The organism is Pseudomonas sp. B19125 (assembly GCF_044218855.1).
GTDB classification, from domain to species: Bacteria; Pseudomonadota; Gammaproteobacteria; order Pseudomonadales; family Pseudomonadaceae; genus Aquipseudomonas; species Aquipseudomonas edaphica.
Genome location: NZ_CP162589.1, coordinates 142,886 through 164,643, shown reverse-complemented (window position 1 = coordinate 164,643; position 21,758 = coordinate 142,886). Strand labels below are relative to the sequence as shown.

Sequence of the window (21,758 nt, the reverse complement as noted above, 5' to 3'; positions counted from 1 at the left end):
GAAAGCTGTGGCAGTCGATCATCGCATGCTGCCGTAGTTGCCTCCCCGCCACGTATTCCTTGGACCACGCCACCCGATGAGTGGCGAATGAGGACTTTATGAGCAAGACCAACGCATCCCTGATGAAACGCCGCGAAGCCGCTGTACCGCGCGGTGTTGGCCAGATTCACCCGATCTTCGCTGAATCCGCGAAGAACGCCACCGTGACCGACGTTGAAGGTCGCGAGTTCATCGACTTCGCCGGCGGTATCGCCGTGTTGAACACCGGCCACGTGCACCCGAAAATCATCGCCGCCGTGACCGAGCAACTGAACAAGCTGACTCACACCTGCTTCCAGGTGCTGGCTTATGAGCCTTACGTGGAGCTGTGCGAAAAGATCAATGCCAAGGTGCCAGGTGATTTCGCCAAGAAAACCCTGCTGGTCACCACCGGTTCCGAAGCGGTCGAAAACGCCGTAAAAATCGCCCGCGCCGCCACTGGCCGTGCTGGCGTAATCGCGTTTACCGGCGCTTACCACGGCCGCACCATGATGACCTTGGGCCTCACTGGTAAAGTCGTGCCGTACTCGGCCGGCATGGGCCTGATGCCAGGCGGGGTGTTCCGCGCACTGTTCCCGAACGAACTGCACGGCGTGAGCGATGATGACGCTATCGCCAGCATCGAACGCATCTTCAAAAACGATGCCGAGCCGCGTGACATCGCTGCCATCATCATCGAGCCGGTGCAGGGCGAAGGCGGTTTCTACGTCGCGCCTAAGTCCTTCATGAAGCGCCTGCGCGAACTGTGCGACAAGCACGGCATCCTGCTGATCGCCGACGAAGTGCAAACCGGTGCCGGCCGTACCGGTACGTTCTTCGCCATGGAACAGATGGGCGTGGCTGCCGACCTGACCACCTTCGCCAAATCCATCGCTGGCGGCTTCCCGCTGGCCGGTGTGTGCGGCAAGGCTGAATACATGGACGCCATTGCGCCAGGCGGCCTGGGCGGCACTTATGCCGGTAGCCCGATTGCTTGCGCTGCTGCGCTGGCGGTGATGGAAGTGTTCGAAGAAGAGCACCTGCTGGACCGCTGCAAGGCGGTTGGCGAGCGCTTGGTGACGGGCCTCAAAGCCATTCAAGCCAAGTACCCGGTGATCGGCGAAGTGCGTGCCCTGGGCGCGATGATCGCGGTTGAGCTGTTCGAAGATGGCGACAGCCACAAGCCAAACGCCGCTGCCGTGGCTTCCGTGGTGGCCAAGGCGCGTGACAAGGGCCTGATCCTGCTGTCTTGCGGTACCTACGGCAACGTGTTGCGCGTACTGGTCCCGCTGACCTCGCCGGACGAGCAGTTGGACAAAGGCTTGGCGATCATCGAAGAGTGCTTCTCCGAGCTGTAAGCGGAGGCTGACTTGATCGACAGAAAAAACCCGCCTCGGCGGGTTTTTTTGTGCCCGCTGCAGCACATTCAGGCCATGTTCATTGTACGCAGGCGGCGTGATTGTCTAAGGTGCAAGTATTGCCGATGGAGCGTGCTGGATGACTGCTGTTGATTTACCCGCTGTACCCCGCGTGTTGATTGCCGAGGCGGACCCTTGGTCGCGGGACCTGCTCAAGCAAGTGTTGTTGAATGTGCGCTGCGACGCGCGGCTGGATGTGTGTGCCGATGGCCAGGAAGCGGCCACGCTGTTGCGAGACAAAACCTATGACCTGATCCTGGCGGATTGGGAGCTGCCGGGCGTCGATGGCCTGAGCCTGCTGCGCAGCGTGCGCCAGAAGCGCCGTTCGCTGCCGTTTATTCTGCTGAGCAGTCGCAATGACAGCGCCAGCGTGCGCGAAGCCTTGCCCCTGGCGCCCACGGCGTATCTGACCAAACCCCTGAACATGGAAGGCCTGACCCAGCGCCTGCAAGACCTGCTGCTCGATGAAGGCGAAAGTGTGTATTGCGAGATACCGCCGCTGGCGCCCGGTATGGCCTTGCCAGTGTTCCTGGAACGCCGCCGCGACGTCTGTGATGGTGCGCCGCTGCGGGTCGATGTGAAAGCCGCCGTGCAACACAGCCTGGCGCCGGACGGCCTGGACCTCAAGCAACTGGAAGAACAGGTAAAAACCGACCCGCAAATCACCGCTGTGCTGATCGCCGCCGCTAACAGCGCCGGCCATCACGGCACGCCGGTACAGACCCTGGCCGCTGCACTGCAAAAGCTCGCCGCCGGGCAGAGCATGAACCTGATCCTGGGCCTGGCGCTCAAGCACAACGTGGTGCTGGGTGACCCGGCGTTGGTGGCCTACGCCGAGCGCCACTGGCAGCTGTCCCAGGACACCGCCGACTACGGCCGCCGCCTGGCGCGCATGCTCGAACTGGACCACGAACGTTGCTACTGCGCGGGCATTCTGCATCGGCTGGGTGACTTGGCGTTGTTACGCTGCCTGGAAGACTGGCGCCTGGGTGGCGGGGCGCTGGATGACGAGGCAATCGGTGAGTCCCTCGACACCTTTGGCGCCGCCTATGGCTCGGCGTTGCGCACGCGCTGGCGCTTGCCGCTGGAGTTGCGGCAGTTGATTGCGGCGACCTATTCACTCGAGGGTGGGGTGTATTCGCGCGACGCGCTGGTGGTGAACCTGGCGGCGCAAATGGCGCGTCTGACCGAGCATGAGGGGTTGGAAGCGCTGGCCAAGAGCAAGACGGCCAGGTTACTCAAGGTGGGCTTGTCGGAGCTGACGCGGGTGCGCAAAACCTAGCGGGCAACGAAGTTCAGGTCTGGGAGCTGGCTTGTGTGGGAGCTGGCTTGCCTGCGATGCCGGCACCTCGGTCTATCAGGGGTACCGAGTTGATGCTATCGCGGGCAAGCCCGGCTCCCACACAAGCCCGCTCCCACACAAGCCAGCTCCCAACCAGGCCGGTTCCCATTGCTTGATCGAGTTCTAGCCCTCTATGACGCGGTTTTTGCCTTGGCGCTTGGCCTCGTACATGGCGGCATCGGCCCGTGCGAACAGGCTGTCCAGGGTTGAGTCGTCTTCACGCAGGTTGGCCAGGCCTTGGCTGACGGTCACGGTAAACTCCCGGCCTTCATAGCTGAAACTCAGGGCCTGGATTTCCTTGCCGAGCCGTTCGGCTACCTGCAACGCCATGTGCGGCGCACAGCCAGGCAGTACCGCAGCGAACTCTTCGCCGCCAATGCGCCCGAACAGGTCGCCACGGCGCAGCACGCCGCGACCGCTCTCGGCGATACGCCGCAGCACCTGGTCGCCTTCCAGGTGGCCGTAGCTGTCGTTGACGTCTTTGAAGTCATCGATGTCCAGCAGCAGGAACGCCAGCGGGGCGCTTTGGGCGCAGGCGCTGTCGAACGCCTGGTTGGCGCACTCGAAAAAGTGCCTGCGGTTGCTGCTTTGGGTCAGCACATCAGTGGTGGCGAGTCGGTGCAGCTCCAACTCCATGTGCTTTTTTTCGGTGATGTCTTCGGCCATGCCGACCACAATCACCGGCTTGCCGGGTTCGACCTGTTGGTTGATGTAGCACTTGTCGCTCAACCAGCGAATCTGACCGTCGGCGGTGATAATGCGGTACTCGCGGTCCTCCACGGCGCCGTCTTCCATCACGCGGGCCAGGCTGTATTCGGCGTAGTCGAGGTCTTCGGGGTGAATGCTGTTACGCCATTCGCGGTAGTCGGCGAGCAGTAAACCGGCGGATCGGCCAAACACCCGATCGTAGGCCGGGCTCACGTACAACACACGCCGGGTTTCCCAATCGATGGCCCACAGCACGGCATTCACGCTGACCAACAGCGAACTGAGCAGTTGTTCACGCTCACTCAGCCGTTCGACTTCACCTTGGGCATGCATCAGCGCCAGCAGGGTGGCCGCCGCAGCCGGGCGTGGGTGCTCAGCGACGGGCGCATCGGTTGAATAAGGCTTTTCGGGAACCATCGGCACAACTCTCTCTGGGCTCGCCGCAGGATGGAGCAGCGGTCAGTGCAAGGGCCACCATGATGGCGAAGTGTTCCTTGAGAGAGGGGATTTGCGGTGAAGTTCCGTGAACGGGCTGACTAAGAAATGGCGTCAGAAACCAGTATGCAGAGCGCGGGCTTACTGTGGCGAGCAGGCTTGCCCCGCGTTGGGGCGCGCAGCGGCCCCAATAAAAACACCGCGTTCTGCCAGGCAGGGCGCGGTGTTTGGTTTCAGGGCTGCTTCGCAGCCCAACGCAGGGCAAGCCTGCTCGCCACAGCAAGCCCGCTCACCACGAGACCGTGTCAGACCGCTGCAGGGCGCAGCGAGTAGGTCTTCAGTTGGTGGGCAAAATCGCGCAGGGACTGAATACCGCTGGCCTCAGCCTCGTGCACCCATTCCTTGATCGCGGCCAGCATGTCGTGGCCATTGGTGCTGGTCTTCAGCCAGATCTGCTGCAGCGCCAGGCGCTTCTCGTAGATCACGGTCAGCGCGTGGCTGTGTTCGAGCATGCTCTGGATGCGCACGTGGTGGCGGTCATCCAGCAGGCTGGTTTCACGTGACAACAGGCGCTTGGCGCGGTGGAACTGGTGGCGTACCGAATGATCGACCTTTTCCAGCTCCTGCTTGACCAGTGGGCCAATCACCAACTTGCGGTACTGGGCCATGATCTGGAAGCGGTTGTTGAGGATCGCCATGGCGGTGTCCATGTCCAGGTGGCCTTTGCCTTCCACGCGGTGCGCGATCGGCGCGACGCGCTGCACCTTGGCCAGGCGCAGGAAGCTGAACACTTTGATCCACGCCCAACCCAGGTCGAACTCCCACTTCTTCACCGACAGCTTGGCCGAGTTCGGGTAAGTGTGGTGGTTATTGTGCAGCTCTTCGCCGCCGACAATGATGCCCCACGGCACCAGGTTGGTGGCGGCGTCACGGCACTCAAAGTTGCGATAACCGACCGCATGGCCAAGGCCGTTGATCACACCGGCGGCCCAGAACGGGATCCACATCATCTGGATCGCCCAGATGGTGATGCCAATGGTGCCGAACAGCAGCAGGTCGATGACCCCCATGATCGCCACGCCCAGCAGCGGGTAAGGCGTATAGATTTTGCGTTCGATCCAGTCGTCCGGGCAGTTTTTGCCGTAGATGCGCAGGGTCTCGGGGTTCTCGGCCTCGGCGCGGTACAGCTCGGCGCCTTTGCGCAGCACGGTGGACAAACCCTTGATGACCGGGCTGTGCGGGTCGTCGACGGTTTCGCACTTGGCGTGGTGTTTGCGGTGGATGGCGGTCCACTCGCGGGTGTTCTGCGCCGTGGTCAGCCACAGCCAGAAGCGGAAGAAGTGTTTCAGGCCGGCATTGAGCTCCAGGGAGCGATGGGCTGAATAACGGTGCAGATAGACCGTGACCCCAACAATGGTCACGTGGGTCATCAACAGCGTGACTGCCACCAGTTGCCAGGCTGACAGGTCAAGAAAACCGTTGTACCACATAGGCTGTATGGCCCTCAGATAAAGAAAAAAACAGCTCACGCATTATCACTAAGCCTACAGAGAAAACCAGCCGCCCTTTCAGATAGGAGTGACTGGATGTTTCTTATTCTATAATCCGCAGCGTTTGTAGGGCGATTTTGTTTTTTGGGTAAGGATTACTGACCATATGCTGTTTTCGTACCGAGGTGCCCTGCGGGTGGGGCTGGTATACCTGCTGGTTTCCATTGTGTGGCTCCAGCTCAGCAACCACCTATTGATCAACTTTCTCGATGACCCGAGGCAGTTAGGACGTTGGTTGCAGGCGCGCGGTTATGTGTGGGTGGCCCTCAGCGCGTGGGTCATTTACCTGATCTGTGCCCGTTTTGCCCGCACCCATCGGTTGCAGCAACCCTTGAAAGAAAACCATGAACGCCTGCAACAGGCCGCCGCCGTGTTCGATTGCACCCGTGAAGGCGTACTGGTCACCGACGCCCAGGGGCTGATCGTGCATGTGAACCGGGCCTTTATGGAGATCACCGGCTACAGCCGAGAGGACGTGATGGGCGAACGGCCGAGCCTGTTCAAGTCCGGACGCCATTCGTCGAATTTTTATCAACAGATGTTCCAGACCCTCGAACGCACCGGCGAGTGGAGCGGCGAAATCTGGAACCGGCGTAAAAGCGGTGAGATTTATCCACAGTGGCAAACCATCCGAGTTATCCACAATGACCAGGGCCAGGTCAGCCATTACGTCGCGGTGTTTTCCGACATCAGCGCCATCAAGGACTCCGAGCACGAACTGGCGCACCTGGCCCACCACGACCCGCTCACCGACTTGCCCAACCGCCTGCTCTTTACTGACCGCGCCGAGCAGGCGCTGGCCTCGGCGCAAGTGCACAAACGCGGCTGCGCGTTGCTGTTGATGGACCTGGACCACTTCAAGATCATCAACGACAGCCTCGGCCATAATGTCGGTGACCAGCTGCTCAAGGCCGTTGGCGAGCGGTTAAAGGGCCTGTTCGGCCCCGGCGTGACCCTGGCGCGCCTCGGTGGCGATGAGTTCGCCGTGCTGGCCGAAAGTTGTCCACAGGTGGTGCAGGCTGCCGCGCTGGCGCAGCGCATGCTCGACGCGATGAAAGAGCCGTTTGTGTTCGACGGCAACCAGTTGTTTATCAGCGCCAGCATCGGCATCAGTCTGTTTCCCAGTGATGCCCTGAGCGCCGAACAACTGCTGCGCAATGCCGACTCCGCGCTGTTCAAAGCCAAGAGCGCCGGCCGCGAAGGTTATGCGCTGTACACCGAAGAACTGACGGCCCACGCCCAGCACCGCGTGGAAATCGCCAGCGAACTGCGCCGCGCCCTCGATCAGCAAGAGCTGCGTGTGTACTACCAGCCCGTGCACGACCTGCAAGACAGTCGTCTGGTTGGCGTCGAAGCCCTGGTGCGCTGGCAACACCCTGAGCGCGGCCTGGTGCCGCCGGGTGAATTTATCCCGATTGCCGAGCGCACCGGGCTGATTGCCGATATCGATGCCTGGGTGATGGACCAGGCCTGCCGCCAGATGGGCCAATGGCTGGCCGATGGCGCGCCGTTGAGCTTTATTGCGGTGAATGTCTCCAGCCGTTTGTTTGCCCGGCGTGAACTGTATGAGCAAGTCGCCCAGGTGCTGCACACCACCGGCCTTGACCCGGCTTATCTGGAGCTTGAGGTCACCGAAAGCGCCGTGATGGAAGACCCCGAAGTCGCCCTTGAGCAATTGCACCGCCTGCGCGAGCTGGGCCTGCGCCTGGCGATCGACGACTTTGGCACCGGTTATTCGTCATTGCTGCGCCTCAAGCGCCTGCCGGTGCAGAAGCTCAAGATCGACCAGGGCTTTGTCGCCGGCTTGCCGTGGGATGAAGACGACGCGGCGATTGTGCGCGTGGTGATCGCTTTGGCAAAAAGCATGGGCATGCAGGTGCATGCTGAAGGCATTGAGCAGGCGGAGCAGGCGCGGTTTTTGTTGGAGCAAGAGTGTGATTTGGCGCAAGGGTATTGGTTTGGCCGGCCGGTGCCGGCGCAAGAAATGGATTGGGCCCGGGCACCCGCTATCCGCATGTGAAATGCAGGCCAATGTGGGAGCCGGGCTTGCCCGCGATGAGGCAGTATCAGTCGAAACATCAGTGCCTGACACACCGCCATCGCGGGCAAGCCCGGCTCCCACAGGGTTTAGCGGTGCTTGGGTAGCAGTATTTTCCAGGCCAAAACCTTCGCAACCCCACGTCCTGTCAGAAAATTCTTTCTAGTTATATAAACATTCTTAAATAGTATTTTTAAGAATATCCGCGCTTATCTACTATCGCCCTCACGCCGCAAGCAGTGCCGCCACTGCCAGGCACTATTCATTTCAGGAGCGAGACCATGAGCGCATCTCTACGTAGCGTCGACGGCCAGGACGAAGCAGCCATTTTGCGTGAGATCCAGAGCGCCTTGCGCGACCTGCGGTTTGGCGCGGTGGAAATCACTGTGCACAACGCCCAAGTGGTACAGATCGAGCGCAAGGAAAAATTCCGTTTGCAAAACCCGGGTAACAAACCGAGCTAAGCAACAACGGCGATTCGCATGCTAGACCCGCAACTATAAGAAAAAGCCAACACCCAAGAATTATCAGGAGCTTCTATGTCGTCGATTCGCCGTTACGCCCTGGCCGCACTGGCCAGCGCCGTGTTTGCCGGTTCCGCCGTTGCCAAGGACTACGAGTTGCTCAACGTCTCGTATGACCCGACCCGTGAGCTGTACCAGGACTACAACGCTGAATTCACCAGCTACTGGAAACAGTCCCACCCTGGCGACAACGTGAAGATCCAGCAATCCCACGGTGGCTCGGGTAAGCAAGGCCGTGCGGTGATCGACGGCTTGCGCGCCGACGTAGTGACCCTGGCCCTGGCTGGCGACATCGATGAAATCGCCAAACTGGGCAAGACCCTGCCGGAAAACTGGCAAACCCGCCTGCCGGATGCGAGCACTCCGTACACCTCGACCATCGTGTTCCTGGTGCGCAAGGGCAACCCTAAAGGCATCAAGGACTGGGGCGACCTGATCAAGAAAGACGTTTCCGTTATCACGCCTAACCCGAAAACCTCCGGCGGTGCGCGCTGGAACTTCCTCGCCGCGTGGGCCTACGGCCTGAAATCCGGCGGCAGCGAAGCCAAGGCCCAGGAATACGTAAAAGAGCTGTTCAAGCACGTGCCGATCCTCGACACCGGTGCTCGCGGTTCGACCATCACCTTCGTCAACAACGGTCAGGGTGACGTGTTGCTGGCGTGGGAAAACGAGGCGTTCCTGGCACTCAAAGAAGACGGCGGCGCCGACAAGTTCGATATCGTCGTGCCGTCCCTGTCGATCCTCGCGGAGCCGCCAGTGGCCGTGGTCGACAAAAACGCCGAGAAAAAGGGCAATACCGAGATCGCCACCGAATACCTCAAGCACCTGTACAGCCCGGCTGGCCAGGAGATTGCGGCGAAGAACTTCTACCGCCCACGCGATGCAAAAGTGGCCGCCAAATACGCCCAGCAGTTCCCGAAACTGGACCTGGTGACTATCGACAAAGACTTCGGTGGCTGGAAAACTGCCCAACCGAAATTCTTTAACGACGGTGGCGTGTTCGACCAGATCTACACGGCGCAGTAAGCCAAATTACCTGTAGGAGCCCGCCTTTCGGCGGGGGCCGGCTTGTGTGGGAGCTGGCTTGCCTGCGATAGCATCACCAAGGTGTGACTGACACACCGAGGTGCCTGCATCGCAGGCAAGCCAGCTCCCACAGAAAGGCAGTGGTGTTTACCCTTTAACCAAGGACTCTTATGTCGCGTCGTATTTCCCCCGTCATACCCGGCTTCGGGCTGACGCTGGGCTACACCGTGGTGTACCTCAGCCTGATCGTACTCATCCCCCTGGCGGCGATGTTTGTACACGCCGCTCAACTCACTTGGGATCAGTTCTGGGCCATCATTAGCGCACCGCGTGTGCTGGCGGCGTTAAAACTGAGCTTCAGCACCGCGCTTTACGCCGCGTTGATCAATGGCGTGATCGGCACGTTGCTGGCCTGGGTGTTGGTGCGCTACACCTTCCCGGGCCGCAAGATCATCGATGCGATGATCGACTTGCCGTTTGCCCTGCCCACGGCCGTTGCCGGTATTGCGCTGACCGCCTTGTACACGCCGACCGGCCTGGTTGGCCAGTTCGCCGCCGACCTGGGCTTCAAGATCGCCTACAGCCCCTTGGGCATCACCCTGGCGCTGACCTTCGTCACGCTGCCGTTCGTGGTGCGCACGGTGCAGCCGGTGCTGGCCGACATCCCCCGGGAAATCGAAGAAGCCGCCGCCTGCCTGGGCGCCAAACCGTTGCAGGTGTTCCGCTACATCCTCGTGCCGGCCTTGCTGCCCGCCTGGCTGACCGGCTTTGCGCTGGCCTTTGCCCGTGGCGTGGGTGAGTACGGTTCGGTGATTTTCATCGCCGGCAACATGCCGATGAAAACCGAGATCCTGCCGCTGCTGATCATGGTCAAGCTCGACCAATACGACTACCGCGGTGCCACCTCCATTGGCGTGTTGATGCTGGTGGTTTCCTTTGTCTTGCTGCTGCTGATCAACTTGTTGCAGCGGCGCATCGAACGTCCATAAGGAGGCGCGGAGCATGTCCCAATCGTCTATTTCCGCTGCAGCCTCGGCCAATGCTGCCCGGCGTGGCAGCGCGGTGTCGCGACGCATCCTGATCGGCCTGGGCTGGCTGGTGTTCTTCCTGTTCCTGCTGCTGCCGCTGTTTATCGTGGTGTCCCAGGGTTTGAAGAATGGCCTCGGCGCGTTCTTCACGGCGATCCTTGAGCCGGACGCGCTGTCGGCACTCAAGCTCACGGTGATCGCCGTGGTGATTTCGGTGCCGCTCAACCTGGTGTTCGGCGTCAGTGCCGCGTGGTGTGTGAGCAAGTACTCGTTCCGTGGCAAGAGCATTCTGGTCACGCTGATCGACCTGCCGTTCTCGGTGTCGCCGGTGATCGCGGGCCTGGTCTACGTGCTGATGTTCGGCGCCCAGGGCTTCTTCGGCCCGTGGCTGCAAGACCATGACATCCAGATCGTGTTCGCCTTGCCGGGCATTGTGCTGGCGACCATCTTCGTGACGGTGCCGTTCGTGGCCCGTGAACTGATCCCGTTGATGCAGGAGCAGGGCACCCAGGAAGAAGAAGCCGCACGCCTGTTGGGTGCCAATGGCTGGCAGATGTTCTGGCATGTGACCGTGCCGAACATCAAGTGGGGCCTGATCTACGGCGTGGTGCTGTGTACCGCGCGGGCGATGGGTGAGTTCGGCGCGGTGTCGGTGGTGTCCGGCCACATTCGCGGCGTGACCAACACCTTGCCGCTGCACGTCGAGATCCTCTACAACGAATACAACCATGTCGCCGCGTTTGCCGTCGCGAGCCTGTTGCTGATCCTGGCGCTCTTCATCCTGCTGCTCAAGCAGTGGAGCGAGAACCGTATCAACCGCCTGCGCAACAGCGCCGGTGAGGAATAAGTCATGTCGATCGAAGTCCGTAATGTCAGCAAGAACTTCAACGCCTTCAAGGCCCTGAACAGCATCAATCTGGACATCCAGAGTGGCGAGCTGGTGGCGTTGCTGGGCCCGTCCGGCTGCGGCAAGACCACCTTGCTGCGCATCATCGCCGGCCTGGAAACCCCGGATGACGGCAGCATCGTGTTCCACGGTGAAGACGTGTCCGGCCACGACGTGCGTGATCGCAACGTCGGCTTTGTGTTCCAGCACTACGCGCTGTTCCGCCACATGACCGTGTTCGACAACGTTGCCTTCGGCCTGCGCATGAAGCCGAAAAACCAGCGCCCGAGCGAAAGCCAGATTGCGGTCAAAGTGCATGAACTGCTGAATATGGTGCAGCTTGATTGGCTGTCGGATCGCTACCCGGAACAACTCTCCGGTGGCCAGCGTCAGCGTATCGCCCTGGCGCGCGCCCTGGCGGTAGAACCCAAGGTGCTGCTGCTGGATGAACCCTTCGGTGCCCTCGACGCCAAGGTGCGTAAAGAGCTGCGCCGCTGGCTGGCGCGCCTGCACGAAGATATCAACCTCACCTCGGTGTTCGTGACCCACGACCAGGAAGAGGCCATGGAAGTCGCCGACCGTATCGTGGTGATGAACAAGGGCGTGATCGAGCAGATCGGCTCACCGGGCGAAGTCTACGAAAACCCGGCCAGCGATTTTGTGTATCACTTCCTCGGTGATTCCAACCGTCTGCACTTGGGCGAAGACAAGCACGTGCTGTTCCGCCCGCATGAAGTGTCGCTGTCGCGCCATGAGCTGGAAGATCACCACGCCGCGCAAGTGCGCGATATTCGCCCGCTCGGCGCCACCACACGGGTGACGCTCAAGGTCGAAGGCCAAAGCGAGTTGATCGAGGCCGAAGTGGTCAAAGACCACGACAGCCTGACCGGTTTGGCGCGTGGCGAGACCTTGTTCTTCAAGCCCAAGGTCTGGCAAAAAGCCTGACCCTCAGATCGTTCACTCTGCGTGGGAACGATCATGTGGGAGCTGGCTTGCCTGCGATAGCATCACTACGGTGTGACTGATACACCGAGGTGCCTGTATCGCAGGCAAGCCAGCTCCCACATTCAGACCTTGCTTGGCTTCAGATCGCGGCGTTCTACCGGGCCGGACCGCGCCTCAATCTGCTCTTTAAGTTCCTGCCGCAACCCCAGCACAAACGCCAGCTCCGCCACCACAAACAACGGCCCCACAATCAATCCCGACACATCATCCACAAACGCCGGCTTCCTGCCTTCGTAATAGTGCCCGACAAACTGAATCACCCAGCCCACCACAAACATACCGATGCCGCTGCTCAGCCATACCAGCGTGCTCTGTGCCGCCAGCGCATGCCCGGCCCATACCGACAAACCCATCAACAGCGTCATCAGCAGGCCCAGCGCCAGTTCCAGGCGCAAGTAGAGCCATGCCGAAAACAGCGCGAGTAGCACTGCCGGAGATATCCACAGGCTGCCGATTGCCCATTCAGGGCGCGACAGCAGCACCGCCACGGCGACCACAATCAACGGGATGCCGATAAAGTGGCTGGCGATATTGCGCGGGTCGCGGTGGTAGGCGGCGTATTGGCTGAGGTGGTCGACGAGGCTTTTCATTGTTGTTCCTCCTGTAGGATGCTTGATCATGCCCTGTCCGCCTGTGACTGACTGTCAGCTGGGCGACAATCTTCGGAGTGCTCATGGACACAGAGAAATGGCGTACTCGCTTGGCCTCTGGCCACTGGTTCAGCCACCTGCCTGAGCCTTTTCAGCATAGCCTGCTGGCCCACGCCCGGCAGCGGCAGCTGGCGGCGGGGCAAACCCTGTTCAAGCGTGGCGACCCACCCTGTGGCCTGTACGCGGTGCTCGACGGCGCCTTGCGCATCAGTGCGGTGAATGAACACGGCAAGGAAGCACTGTTGAGCCTGGTGGAATCACCCTTCTGGCTGGGTGAGATTTGCCTGTTCGACGGCCTGCCACGCACCCACGACGCCTGCGCCGTCGGGCCGTGCACGCTGCTGCAGGTGCCACAGCAGGCGTTGCTCAGTATCCTCAATGAAAGCCCGCAGTACTGGCGCGACCTGGCGTTGTTGATGAGCCAGAAGCTGCGCCTGAGTTTTATCAATATCGAGCAATTGAGCCTGATGCCGGCGTCGGTGCGCCTGGCCCATCGTCTGTTGATGATCGTCGAGGGTTACGGCGAGGCCGAGTCTTCAAAAAGCGTGCTGCAACTGCCCCAGGAAGACCTGGCCGCTATGTTGAGCCTGTCACGCCAGACCACCAACGCCTTGCTCAAGGACCTGCAGGCCCAAGGCATCGTGCGCCTGGGCTACGGCGAGATCGAAATCCTCGACGCCCGGCGACTGCGTGAGGCGGCGCACACCTGAGGGTGTTAGCCTGCAAGCCTGATTAATCGAGGTGTGTTATGCGCGTGCTGTTAGTGGAACATGAATCCGAAGAGGCACAGCGGATGGCCCAGGGCTTGAACGAGGCCAGTTACAGCGTCGAAGTCGCGGCCAATGGCATGGCGGCGTTGCGTTTCGTGGAAAGCACCGAGTACGACCTGGTGATCCTGGATGTGATGCTGCCGGGCCTGAATGCCTGGAAGTTGCAGCAGGCGATTCGGTTAAAGGGTGAGACACCCGTGCTGTTCCTGACCACGCCCGGTGGCATTGAAGACCGCTTGCGTGGGTTGGAACTGCATGAGGATGATTATTTGCTCAAGCCGTTTGATGCCAAGGTGCTGGTGGCGCGGGTGAAAAAACTCTTGCGGCGTGGTCGCTGAGCCACCGCTATCGCAGGCAAGCCAGCTCCCACAGTTGGAATGCATTGCCCTGTGGGAGCCGGGCTTGCCCGCGATGAGGCCCTACCTAACGCAACCCATCGCGAAACTGCCCCGGCGTCATCCCTGTCCAGCGCTTGAACGCTCGGCTGAAACTGCTGGTATCGGCAAACCCAAGCAAATAACTGATCTCGGCCAATGAGCAGTGCGGATCGCGCAGGTGCAGCAGCGCCAGGTTCTCGCGGCACTCATTGAGCAACGCATCAAACCGACAGCCTTCATCCGCCAAATGCCGCTGCAAGCTGCGCAGACTCAGGTGCAACGCCTGGGCGATGCGCTCGGCACTCGGCTCGCCCTCCGGCAATTGTTCCTCGATCGCCCTGCGCACCTTGCGTTCCCAGGTCAGCGGTTGCAACTGGGCCAGGGTGCGCTTGAGCACGGTTTCATTGTGCTCGGCCAACTCGGGGTTGGCGTCGTCCAGGTGGCTGTCGAAGTCCTGGGCGGAAAATTCAAGACGGTCTTCCTCGGCATCGAAAAACACCGGTGCGCGAAACACCGTGTGCCAGGGTTTTGGATCCGCCGGTTCCGGCCGCCGCAGGTACACCGCCAACGGCGCGTAGTCACGGCCCAGGCGATTACGGCAGGTGCGCACATAGATCGCTGCAAACGCATCAATCGCTTCCGGCGCGGGTGCCGGACTGTCCGCAGGTTGCAGCAGACGAAAGCGGTAACGCTCACCCGCTCGGCTAAGCTCCAGCGTCAGGGCATCGCTGACCACTTGGTGATACCGCACGATGCGCTCGAACACCTCACGCAAGCTGCCGCTGGCCACCAGCGCATAACCCAGCGCATGAAAGGTGGTCGGGCTCACAAACCGCGACACGCGCAAGCCGATCGCCGGGTCGCCACTGGCCTGCACTGCCAGCGCCCACAGGCGTGTGGTGGCCGACAGCGGGTAGCGTGCGTTGGGGTCGTCCATCTGCTGCGGGTCGAGCCCGGCCTCGATGCACAGCGCGGCGCTGTCCAGGTTGAGGGCGTCGAGCTGCTTGCGCAGGGCGCGGGTCCAACTGGCGAGAGACGTGGGTTCAGTCATGGTGATTGGCGCTTGCGGTCAACAGGTTGGCGTCCGGGGCTAGCGTCCCGCCCGATCGCTTGGGGCAGGATGGACGTATCACTTAACAAGAGGATGGAAGCATGGACGGTACTTCTGCAAGTCCCCAACAGATGAATGCGCAACAGCGCTCGGCAAAAATCCGCGAAGTGGTGCTCGCCGAGGGTGTGCGGTTGCGCCAACAGCACCCCTGGCTGCTGCATCAGGACGCGTTGGGCGCGGGCATCCTGGCCTTTGCCTTGCTCGGCATGCTCGGCTCGGCGGCGCTCTATATCACCGGTCATATGGCCTGGTGGGCGTGCCTGCTGCTCAATGCCTTCCTTGCTTCGCTGACCCACGAGCTGGAACACGACCTGATCCACAGCATGTACTTTCGCAAGCAACGTGTGCCACACAACCTGATGATGGGCCTGGTGTGGCTGGCGCGGCCGAGCACCATCAACCCGTGGATACGCCGGCATTTGCACCTTAACCACCACAAGGTGTCCGGCACCGAAACCGATATGGAAGAGCGCGCCATTACCAATGGCGAGCCGTGGGGGTTCGCGCGGTTGCTGATGGTGGGCGATAACGTGATGTCGGCGTTTATCCGCATGCTGCGGGCCAAGACCTGGAGCCACAAACTCAAGATCCTCAAACGCTCGCTGCTGGTGTACGCACCGCTGGCGCTGCTGCATTGGGGCGCGTGGTATGTGTTCCTGGGCTTTCATGCCGCCAATGGCATCGCCAGCCTGATGGGCGCGCCAATCCAGTGGTCCGCCGGTACCTTGCAGATGATGCAGGTGATTGATATCGCCGCCGTGGTGATCATCGGTCCTAACGTGCTGCGCACCTTTTGCCTGCACTTTGTCAGCTCCAACATGCACTATTACGGCGATGTGGAACTGGGCAACGTGATCCAGCAAACCCAGGTGCTCAACCCGTGGTGGATGTGGCCGTTGCAGGCGTTTTGCTTCAACTTCGGCAGCACTCACGGCATCCACCATTTTGTGGTGAAGGAGCCGTTCTACATCCGTCAGATGACCGCCAAGGTGGCCCACAAGGTGATGCGCGAGATGGGCGTGCGCTTCAATGATATCGGCACGTTTACCCGCGCCAATCGGCTTGAGCGCCAGGAGGGACGGCTGAGCGAACTCAACCCGATGGAAACGACCACGCGCTGAGCAAGCGTCCCGGTCACCCTGGGGTGACCGGGTACGGTTTACTGAATGGCCTGGTAGAAGTTCACCTGTGCTTCATCGAGGTACGCGAGGATTTTCGCCGGCAGGCGCTCGGTGGGTTTCGCCGGGCCGAAGGCTTTGTAGAGCGTTTCGAAATGCGCGTGCAGGTCCGCGACGCTTTCCCACTGTTCGTTGAGAAAGAACCGGTTGGGGTTCTCTTCATCCTTATGCCATTGATAGACCACGGCCTTGTCGTGCTGATGGGTGAGTTTCTGTGAGACGGCCGCTACATCACGATAGAACTCGGCCTGCTTGCCTTCTTTGATGGTGCCGCTGAAAACCAGGTAGAGCATGTTGGAGTCCTCGGTTTGGGGAGATTGCAGAACATCTGCATCGCCAAACTAGCCTCAGTGAGCAGGCCCTTGTAGCCAGTCCGCCGCGAATTCAGAATTCGTAAAAGGCCTCGTTGCCCAGTCAGGCCAGGGGGGCGAGCCAGGCGCGCAAGGTGTCGGGATGCCTTGCCAGCCAATCGCTCGCGGCGGCATCTGCGGATTGCCCGCCACGGTTGAGCGCATCATCGAGTTCGGCAACGATGAGGTTGGAGAGGCGAATATTGTCCAGCACCTGGATTTCGGCAGCCGTGAGTAACACCAAGCGATCCTCGCGGGCCAGCAGCACTGCTCTGTCGACACTGCCGAGTAATCCCTTGGGGTCTTTCAGGTCGCGAATTCGATAACGGTGGTGCAGGAACTGAGGGTGCCACAGTGGCACGATGCCCCAGCGCCGCTGCTGATACAGCGCCTCGAACGCCTTAATACAATCGTCCTGGCTGCCCGTGCGGAACTGATATCCGGCGTTGTTCAACCCGTATTCGTCCATGATTTTCAGCGAGAAACGAGTAATGCCTGCACCCGGGCCGATCCCCTGGATCAGCGGGTTCATCCGGGCCCGGACGTCGGGCTTGAGCAGGTCCTCGATGGATTCCACGTCCTGCTCGCTGACGTAGTCCGGCACTCCCCACAAGGCATAAGGCTGGTAGTGCAAGCCCAGTTCGCGAGTGGGCGTCACTGCCTCCACCGCTTGCTTGTACAGCCCGTGGCTGAACGGAATCCAGGCGGAGACCAGCATGTCGACCGAGCCTTTGCGCAACTGCTCGAAGTTTTCCTCGTGCAGGGCATAGTGGCGCTCGACGGTCAGGCCCATGCGTTGCAAAACCAGCGCTACCACCGCAGCGGTAACCCGATGGAAAGACAGGTCCGTCACCCCTAGTCGAACGACGCGTGGGCCGCTCGCGAGATTTGTTTTGCCTGCAGCCTGGTGAGTTACCGTCATGATTTATTCCTATGCTAAAAATCGCCCTGGAACTCGGCGATCATGAACTCGACGAACGCCCGAGCCTTGGATGAGATCAACCGCGCGCTGGGATAGATCGCCCAGATATCCCGGGTTTGCTCCAACACACACCCCGGCATGATTTCCACCAACGCGCCGCTTTCCAGTGAGGCCCTGACGTTCCACTGTGAAACAGAGACAATGCCGAGCCCACCCTCGGCGGCAAGCCGCGCGCTTTCGCCGCAATTGACTCTGAGCGAACCACTGATTGCCGTTACTTCGTGTGACTGGGCGCCCACGAAACGCCAATGGTCCTCGTCGCCCAGCAGGATGCAGGAATGGTTGACCAGCTCCGCCGGTGAAGTCGGTTCGCCATGCGCCTGGAGGTAGGCGGGTGCCGCACACAGGATGCGCCGGTCGCAGCCGAGCTTGCGCGCCACCAGAGATGAGTCCTTCAGGGAGGCGATGCGGATTGCCACATCAATCCCGATCTCGGTCAGGTCCTGCATTTGATCCGACAGTATCAGGTCGATCTTCAGCTTCGGGTTGGCGTGCAAGAACCGGGTAATGGCCGGCATCAGGCACATCCGCGCGAAGGATCCGGGGGCGGACACTCTTAACACCCGCTTGGCCACGTCCTTGCCTTTCACCGCGACCAGATAGGCCTCATCCACGGCTGCCAGCACCCTGATTGCATGGGGCAGAAACAGCGCACCGTCTTCGGTCAGGCTGACCTGGCGGGTAGTGCGATGCAGCAGGCGCATGCCCAGGTATTCTTCAAGCTTCGCCAGCTTGTGGCTGGCCACCGAGGGCGCGAGTCCCAGCTCCCTGCCGGCTGCGGTGATATTGCCCAGTTCCGTTGATCGCATGAAAAGGTTCAACGCATCGATATTCATGCTTGTGCGCCGCTAGTGGGTGGGCGCCGGTGCGGCATCGATCTTCACTCGCAGCAGGCTGTAGGGTTTCTGGCGCAAGTCTTTGCCTGCGTGAAAGATGCCTTGGCGGTGCAACTGATTGGCGATGAAGTACAGGTAGCCGTCAGGACCGATTGACAGTGTGTCGGGCCAGAGCACGCGAGGATCATGGACGATGGTCTGCCATTGCCCGTTCGCCAGCCGTTTGCGCACGCTGTTGTTTTCGTAGTCACCGGCATAGACGGCCCCCGAGGCGTCGGCTTCAAGCCCGTCCGAGGCGCCTTTTTCCCCGAGGTCTTTGACCGCCATCTCTAGGCGCGCTTCGCTGACTGTCGTGTCTCGCAGCAGCGCCGTGGGGATGGAATACAGGTGCCGGCTCGACAGCGGGCAGAAGTACAAGGTCTGACCATCCGCCGACAGGGCGATGCCGTCCGAAGCCACGGCAAACGGTTGGGTGCCGCCTTTGGCATCCCGCACTTTCAGGACCTGGCCTTCGACCATGGGCACGAAGTTCGGGTCGACCGAGGTCGAGGGTGCACCACTGAGCCGGCGTATGGCCGTGCCACTGGCGATGTCCATGACGATGATCGCGCCCGGGCCGGTAAGGGAGGAGTCGGTGATATAGATCACGCCTTGGTCACCTACGCGAAAATCAAAGCGCATGTCGTTGACGTAGGTGCCGGGCAGCATGACGTTTTTCGGGAATACGAGGGTCTTGACCACTTTGTTGGTGGCGAGATCAACCGCGACGAGCTTGGCACCCCCCGGCTGTGGAGACGAGAAGCCAGGCGCTGCGGTGTCCAGTATCCAGAGGTGCCCGCGCCCGTCGGCCACCACGCTTTGTACGCTGATAAATCCTTTGGCCGGGTCTTTGGGGTTGGCCTGATTTATCGCCTGGTCAGGGTAGGGTACGACGTTGCCATCGCGCAGTTCTGCGACGGTAAACGGCACCTCGTCGCCCCAGCGAGGAAAGTTGACAAAGATGCGTCCGGTCTCGGTAACGCTCACGCCGGTGGGCATGGCATCGTGGAAGGCGTGCACCTGCTCGATGGCGCCAACGCTCTGATCGGCGGGCAGGTTCGCCGGCATGGAAGCCTGGGCGGCAGTGCCGGTGAGGGCCACTGCCAAGGCGAGGGCAGTCCAGCTGAGTGGGTATTTCAAGTACATGGCGGGGCTCCAGGTTTTTCTGTTCTGGAGCCAATGGTGTCGGTTCCCTGCAGACGAAAAAACCCGCTGATTGCCGATAACAGTTTCATTGAAATCAAGAGAATGGGTTGCCGCGCACGCCCGGTTTTTTAGCTGCGGGCGAGCAAGCTTGCTTCAGCAGAGGGGCTGTCCACGGTGACCAGGGTTTCGATCATCGCCTTCGCCGCCGGCGACAAGCGAAACCCGGTACGGCTGATGATCCCGCAGCGGTTGTTCAAACTGTCGAGGCTGTGAGGCACATTGCGCCAGTGCAGTACCGTCAGTGCGCCACGGGCAACGTCTTCGGCAAACGCATCCTCGGCGCCCAGGCCAATCGCATTGGACTGGTGCACGATGGCTGCCAGCGCCGCAAACTGCTCCAGCTCGATTGCGGGAGAAAAGTCGATACGCCCGCTCAGGTTGGCCAGCAGCTTGCGTACTCCGGGAGCGATCAGCGGTGTGGCCAGTGGGTAGTCAAACAAATCGTTGGTTGAGAGGCTGTCCTTGGCCAGTAACGGGTGCCCGGCGCGGCAGAAAAACACATTGCGCCTGGGTGTCAGGGCCTGGGTCTGAAAGTTCGGATCGGCCTCGAAGTGGCGCACATCGGCGATGAAGAATTCGATCTCCTCGCGGCTCAAGCTACGCCCGAGTTTTTCCCAGTTATCCACCTGCAAACCGCTGCGTACTCGGGGATGGGCGCCGACAAACCGCGCGATCGCCTCGGGCACCAGGTTCACTGCCGCCACGGCATCGCAGCCGAAGCGCAATTCGCCGGCGTCGAGCTTGGTCATGCGGGTGACTTCGTGGCTCAGCCGCGCCGCCCCCTGAACCAGCGACAAGGCATGTTGCAACACCACCTGGCCCTCGGGGGTGGGGCGCAGGTCTTTGTGGGCGCGGTCCACCAGCACACAGCCGAACTCCTGTTCCAGGCTCTGGATACTGCGGCTGAACGCCGGCTGGGTAATGCCCATGGCGTCGGCGGCGCGCACAAAACTGCGGTACTCGTTCAGAGCGATGAAGTAGCGCAGTTGGCGAAGGTCCATGGAGTTTTCCGGCGTCCTGAAGGAAGCCGGGATTTTAATCGCCTCGCTTATTCCTCCAAAGAAGCTTTATTTTTTTATCTAGACTCAAATTGCATATTCATAGAGCCGGCGCGGTAGGTGGCCGGGCTGAACACGCGGGTCACGATCAGCATCGCCACCACCGTCACCGTCAGCACCATCCAGGCGCTGACGAAACTACCGGTCAGTTCGCGCAGCCAGCCGGTCAGCCACGGCGAAATCGCGTTGATCAAAAAACCTACGCCTTGCACGAAAGCCGCCAGTTGCCCGGCTTGGCGCGGGTCGCGGTGGTGGTCCAGGGTCAGCAGCAGGCTCAGGGCGAAACACGCGCCCAGGCCAAACCCGCACAAGGCTACCCACAGGTGCGGGTACTCCAGCGGTGCGAGGATCAGGCCGAGGTAGCCGACTGTCTGTGCCAACAGGCTGATGCCGAGCAGCGGGCGACGGTCGATACCGCGCTGAGCCAGCACCGGCATCAATAGCGCAGCGATCACCTGGAAGATGGTCATGAACGCCAGCAACGAACCGCTCGGCAACACGCCCCAACCCAGTTGCTGATAGTAGGCCGGCAGCCACGCCACCATGCTCATGTAGCCGCAATTCACCAGCCCGAAATACAACGCCAGCAGCCAGGCCCGACGATTGCGCAGCCCCTTGAATGCCGGCGCGATTTGCAGGTTTCTCGCCGCGCCCAACGGCAGCCAGGCCCACAGCAGCAACGCCCCCAACGCAGGTAACAGCCAAACGCCAAGCCCCGCCTGCCATTGCTGAAAATGCGTAGCCACCACGGGGCTGAGCAACGCCGCCAGGCCACCGCCCGCCATCAACGAGGCTGAGTACACACCCATCGCCACCGGCACGCGGTGATGAAATTCGCGCTTGATCATTGCCGGCACCAATGCCTGGATCAGCGCCACACCGGCGCCGCCCAGCAACGCCGTAACGAGCAGCGCCGACGCCTGGCCCATCAACCAACGTGCCAGGCAGGCCAGCAGAATCATCATTAAGCCGAGCGCGATGCCGCGCCGCTCGCCCAGGCGCGCTTCCACGCGCACACCGACCAGCGCCACCAGGCCCATGCACACCACTGGCAGGCTGGTGAGCAGGGCGCTGCTTTGGAAGCTCAGCCCGGTGGCCTGACGAATCTCGCCGAGCAAGGGGCTGATGGAGCTGAGAATGGGGCGCAGGTTCAGGCCCAGTACAACCAAAAGGCCCCAGCCGGCCAATTTTCCTGCGAATGAATGGTTGAGCGTCATGCACGG

General features: G+C 61.1%; 21 protein-coding genes. 11 read left to right on the top strand and 10 right to left on the bottom strand.

What is annotated here, in order from left to right; all coding sequences use genetic code 11:
* Positions 1-98 precede the first annotated feature (98 nt).
* Positions 99-1,376: a 4-aminobutyrate--2-oxoglutarate transaminase gene (gabT, locus tag AB4P96_RS00765; RefSeq protein WP_012721619.1), complete on the top strand. Its 1,278-nt coding sequence runs from the start codon at positions 99-101 to the stop codon at positions 1,374-1,376.
* A 139-nt stretch (positions 1,377-1,515) separates the two neighbouring features.
* Complete coding sequence (locus AB4P96_RS00760; protein ID WP_236461069.1) at positions 1,516-2,718, top strand: HDOD domain-containing protein; 1,203 nt, start codon at positions 1,516-1,518, stop codon at positions 2,716-2,718.
* A gap of 183 nt (positions 2,719-2,901) precedes the next feature.
* On the opposite strand, the gene AB4P96_RS00755 is transcribed toward AB4P96_RS00760, so the two are convergent.
* Positions 2,902-3,903: a GGDEF domain-containing protein gene (locus AB4P96_RS00755; RefSeq protein WP_395600421.1), complete on the bottom strand. Its 1,002-nt coding sequence runs from the start codon at positions 3,901-3,903 to the stop codon at positions 2,902-2,904.
* Between the two features lie 323 nt (positions 3,904-4,226).
* Entirely contained in the window at positions 4,227-5,411 is a 1,185-nt protein-coding gene (gene desA, locus AB4P96_RS00750) for a delta-9 fatty acid desaturase DesA (RefSeq protein WP_017136693.1), read from the bottom strand.
* Positions 5,412-5,577: 166 nt separating this feature from the next.
* On the opposite strand from desA, the gene dibA reads away from it, so the two are divergent.
* The 6 genes from dibA to AB4P96_RS00720 all read left to right on the top strand — a co-directional run bounded on the left by dibA (position 5,578) and on the right by AB4P96_RS00720 (position 11,918).
* Positions 5,578-7,491, top strand: coding sequence for a phosphodiesterase DibA (gene dibA / locus AB4P96_RS00745; protein WP_395600420.1), 1,914 nt, complete (start codon positions 5,578-5,580; stop codon positions 7,489-7,491).
* Positions 7,492-7,790: 299 nt separating this feature from the next.
* Positions 7,791-7,973: a sulfur starvation response protein OscA gene (oscA, locus tag AB4P96_RS00740; protein ID WP_003170956.1), complete on the top strand. Its 183-nt coding sequence runs from the start codon at positions 7,791-7,793 to the stop codon at positions 7,971-7,973.
* A 75-nt stretch (positions 7,974-8,048) separates the two neighbouring features.
* Positions 8,049-9,059, top strand: a complete 1,011-nt coding sequence (locus AB4P96_RS00735) for a sulfate ABC transporter substrate-binding protein (protein ID WP_003170959.1) — start codon at positions 8,049-8,051, stop codon at positions 9,057-9,059.
* Positions 9,060-9,229: 170 nt separating this feature from the next.
* Positions 9,230-10,048 (top strand): sulfate ABC transporter permease subunit CysT, encoded by an 819-nt coding sequence (gene cysT / locus AB4P96_RS00730; RefSeq protein WP_064450147.1) that lies wholly within the window; start codon positions 9,230-9,232, stop codon positions 10,046-10,048.
* Between the two features lie 13 nt (positions 10,049-10,061).
* Positions 10,062-10,934, top strand: coding sequence for a sulfate ABC transporter permease subunit CysW (cysW, locus tag AB4P96_RS00725; protein ID WP_138451201.1), 873 nt, complete (start codon positions 10,062-10,064; stop codon positions 10,932-10,934).
* Positions 10,935-10,937: 3 nt separating this feature from the next.
* The gene (locus tag AB4P96_RS00720) at positions 10,938-11,918 is read left to right on the top strand and encodes a sulfate/molybdate ABC transporter ATP-binding protein (protein ID WP_065930891.1); all 981 of its coding nucleotides are present in this window, start codon (positions 10,938-10,940) and stop codon (positions 11,916-11,918) included.
* A gap of 122 nt (positions 11,919-12,040) precedes the next feature.
* Here AB4P96_RS00720 and AB4P96_RS00715 read toward each other — a convergent pair whose 3' ends face one another.
* A complete protein-coding gene (locus AB4P96_RS00715; RefSeq protein ID WP_395600419.1) occupies positions 12,041-12,568 on the bottom strand; it encodes a DUF962 domain-containing protein in 528 nt (175 codons plus the stop codon).
* 83 nt (positions 12,569-12,651) lie between these two features.
* Between AB4P96_RS00715 and AB4P96_RS00710 the strand changes: the two genes are divergently transcribed.
* Entirely contained in the window at positions 12,652-13,338 is a 687-nt protein-coding gene (locus tag AB4P96_RS00710) for a Crp/Fnr family transcriptional regulator (protein ID WP_236461076.1), read from the top strand.
* Positions 13,339-13,376: 38 nt separating this feature from the next.
* On the top strand, positions 13,377-13,736 hold the full coding sequence (locus tag AB4P96_RS00705) for a response regulator (protein ID WP_017136700.1): 360 nt from the start codon (positions 13,377-13,379) through the stop codon (positions 13,734-13,736).
* 85 nt (positions 13,737-13,821) lie between these two features.
* Here the strand turns inward: AB4P96_RS00705 and AB4P96_RS00700 are convergent, their stop codons facing one another.
* Positions 13,822-14,826: an AraC family transcriptional regulator gene (locus tag AB4P96_RS00700; RefSeq protein WP_017136701.1), complete on the bottom strand. Its 1,005-nt coding sequence runs from the start codon at positions 14,824-14,826 to the stop codon at positions 13,822-13,824.
* A gap of 101 nt (positions 14,827-14,927) precedes the next feature.
* Between AB4P96_RS00700 and AB4P96_RS00695 the strand changes: the two genes are divergently transcribed.
* Entirely contained in the window at positions 14,928-16,007 is a 1,080-nt protein-coding gene (locus AB4P96_RS00695; RefSeq protein ID WP_170039449.1) for a fatty acid desaturase, read from the top strand.
* 38 nt (positions 16,008-16,045) lie between these two features.
* Here AB4P96_RS00695 and AB4P96_RS00690 read toward each other — a convergent pair whose 3' ends face one another.
* The 6 genes from AB4P96_RS00690 to AB4P96_RS00665 form a co-directional block, all read right to left on the bottom strand.
* Positions 16,046-16,357 carry a putative quinol monooxygenase gene (locus AB4P96_RS00690; RefSeq protein WP_003218128.1) on the bottom strand — a complete coding sequence of 104 codons (312 nt, stop codon included), beginning with the start codon at positions 16,355-16,357 and terminating at the stop codon, positions 16,046-16,048.
* 121 nt (positions 16,358-16,478) lie between these two features.
* Entirely contained in the window at positions 16,479-17,336 is an 858-nt protein-coding gene (locus AB4P96_RS00685) for a glycine betaine ABC transporter substrate-binding protein (protein ID WP_170039451.1), read from the bottom strand.
* 14 nt (positions 17,337-17,350) lie between these two features.
* Positions 17,351-18,232, bottom strand: coding sequence for a LysR family transcriptional regulator (locus AB4P96_RS00680; protein ID WP_170039453.1), 882 nt, complete (start codon positions 18,230-18,232; stop codon positions 17,351-17,353).
* Positions 18,233-18,244: 12 nt separating this feature from the next.
* Positions 18,245-19,417, bottom strand: a complete 1,173-nt coding sequence (locus AB4P96_RS00675; protein WP_186617872.1) for an L-dopachrome tautomerase-related protein — start codon at positions 19,415-19,417, stop codon at positions 18,245-18,247.
* Between the two features lie 128 nt (positions 19,418-19,545).
* Positions 19,546-20,478, bottom strand: coding sequence for a LysR family transcriptional regulator (locus AB4P96_RS00670; RefSeq protein ID WP_186617873.1), 933 nt, complete (start codon positions 20,476-20,478; stop codon positions 19,546-19,548).
* Between the two features lie 74 nt (positions 20,479-20,552).
* Positions 20,553-21,752, bottom strand: a complete 1,200-nt coding sequence (locus AB4P96_RS00665) for a CynX/NimT family MFS transporter (RefSeq protein ID WP_395600418.1) — start codon at positions 21,750-21,752, stop codon at positions 20,553-20,555.
* Positions 21,753-21,758: the final 6 nt, after the last annotated feature.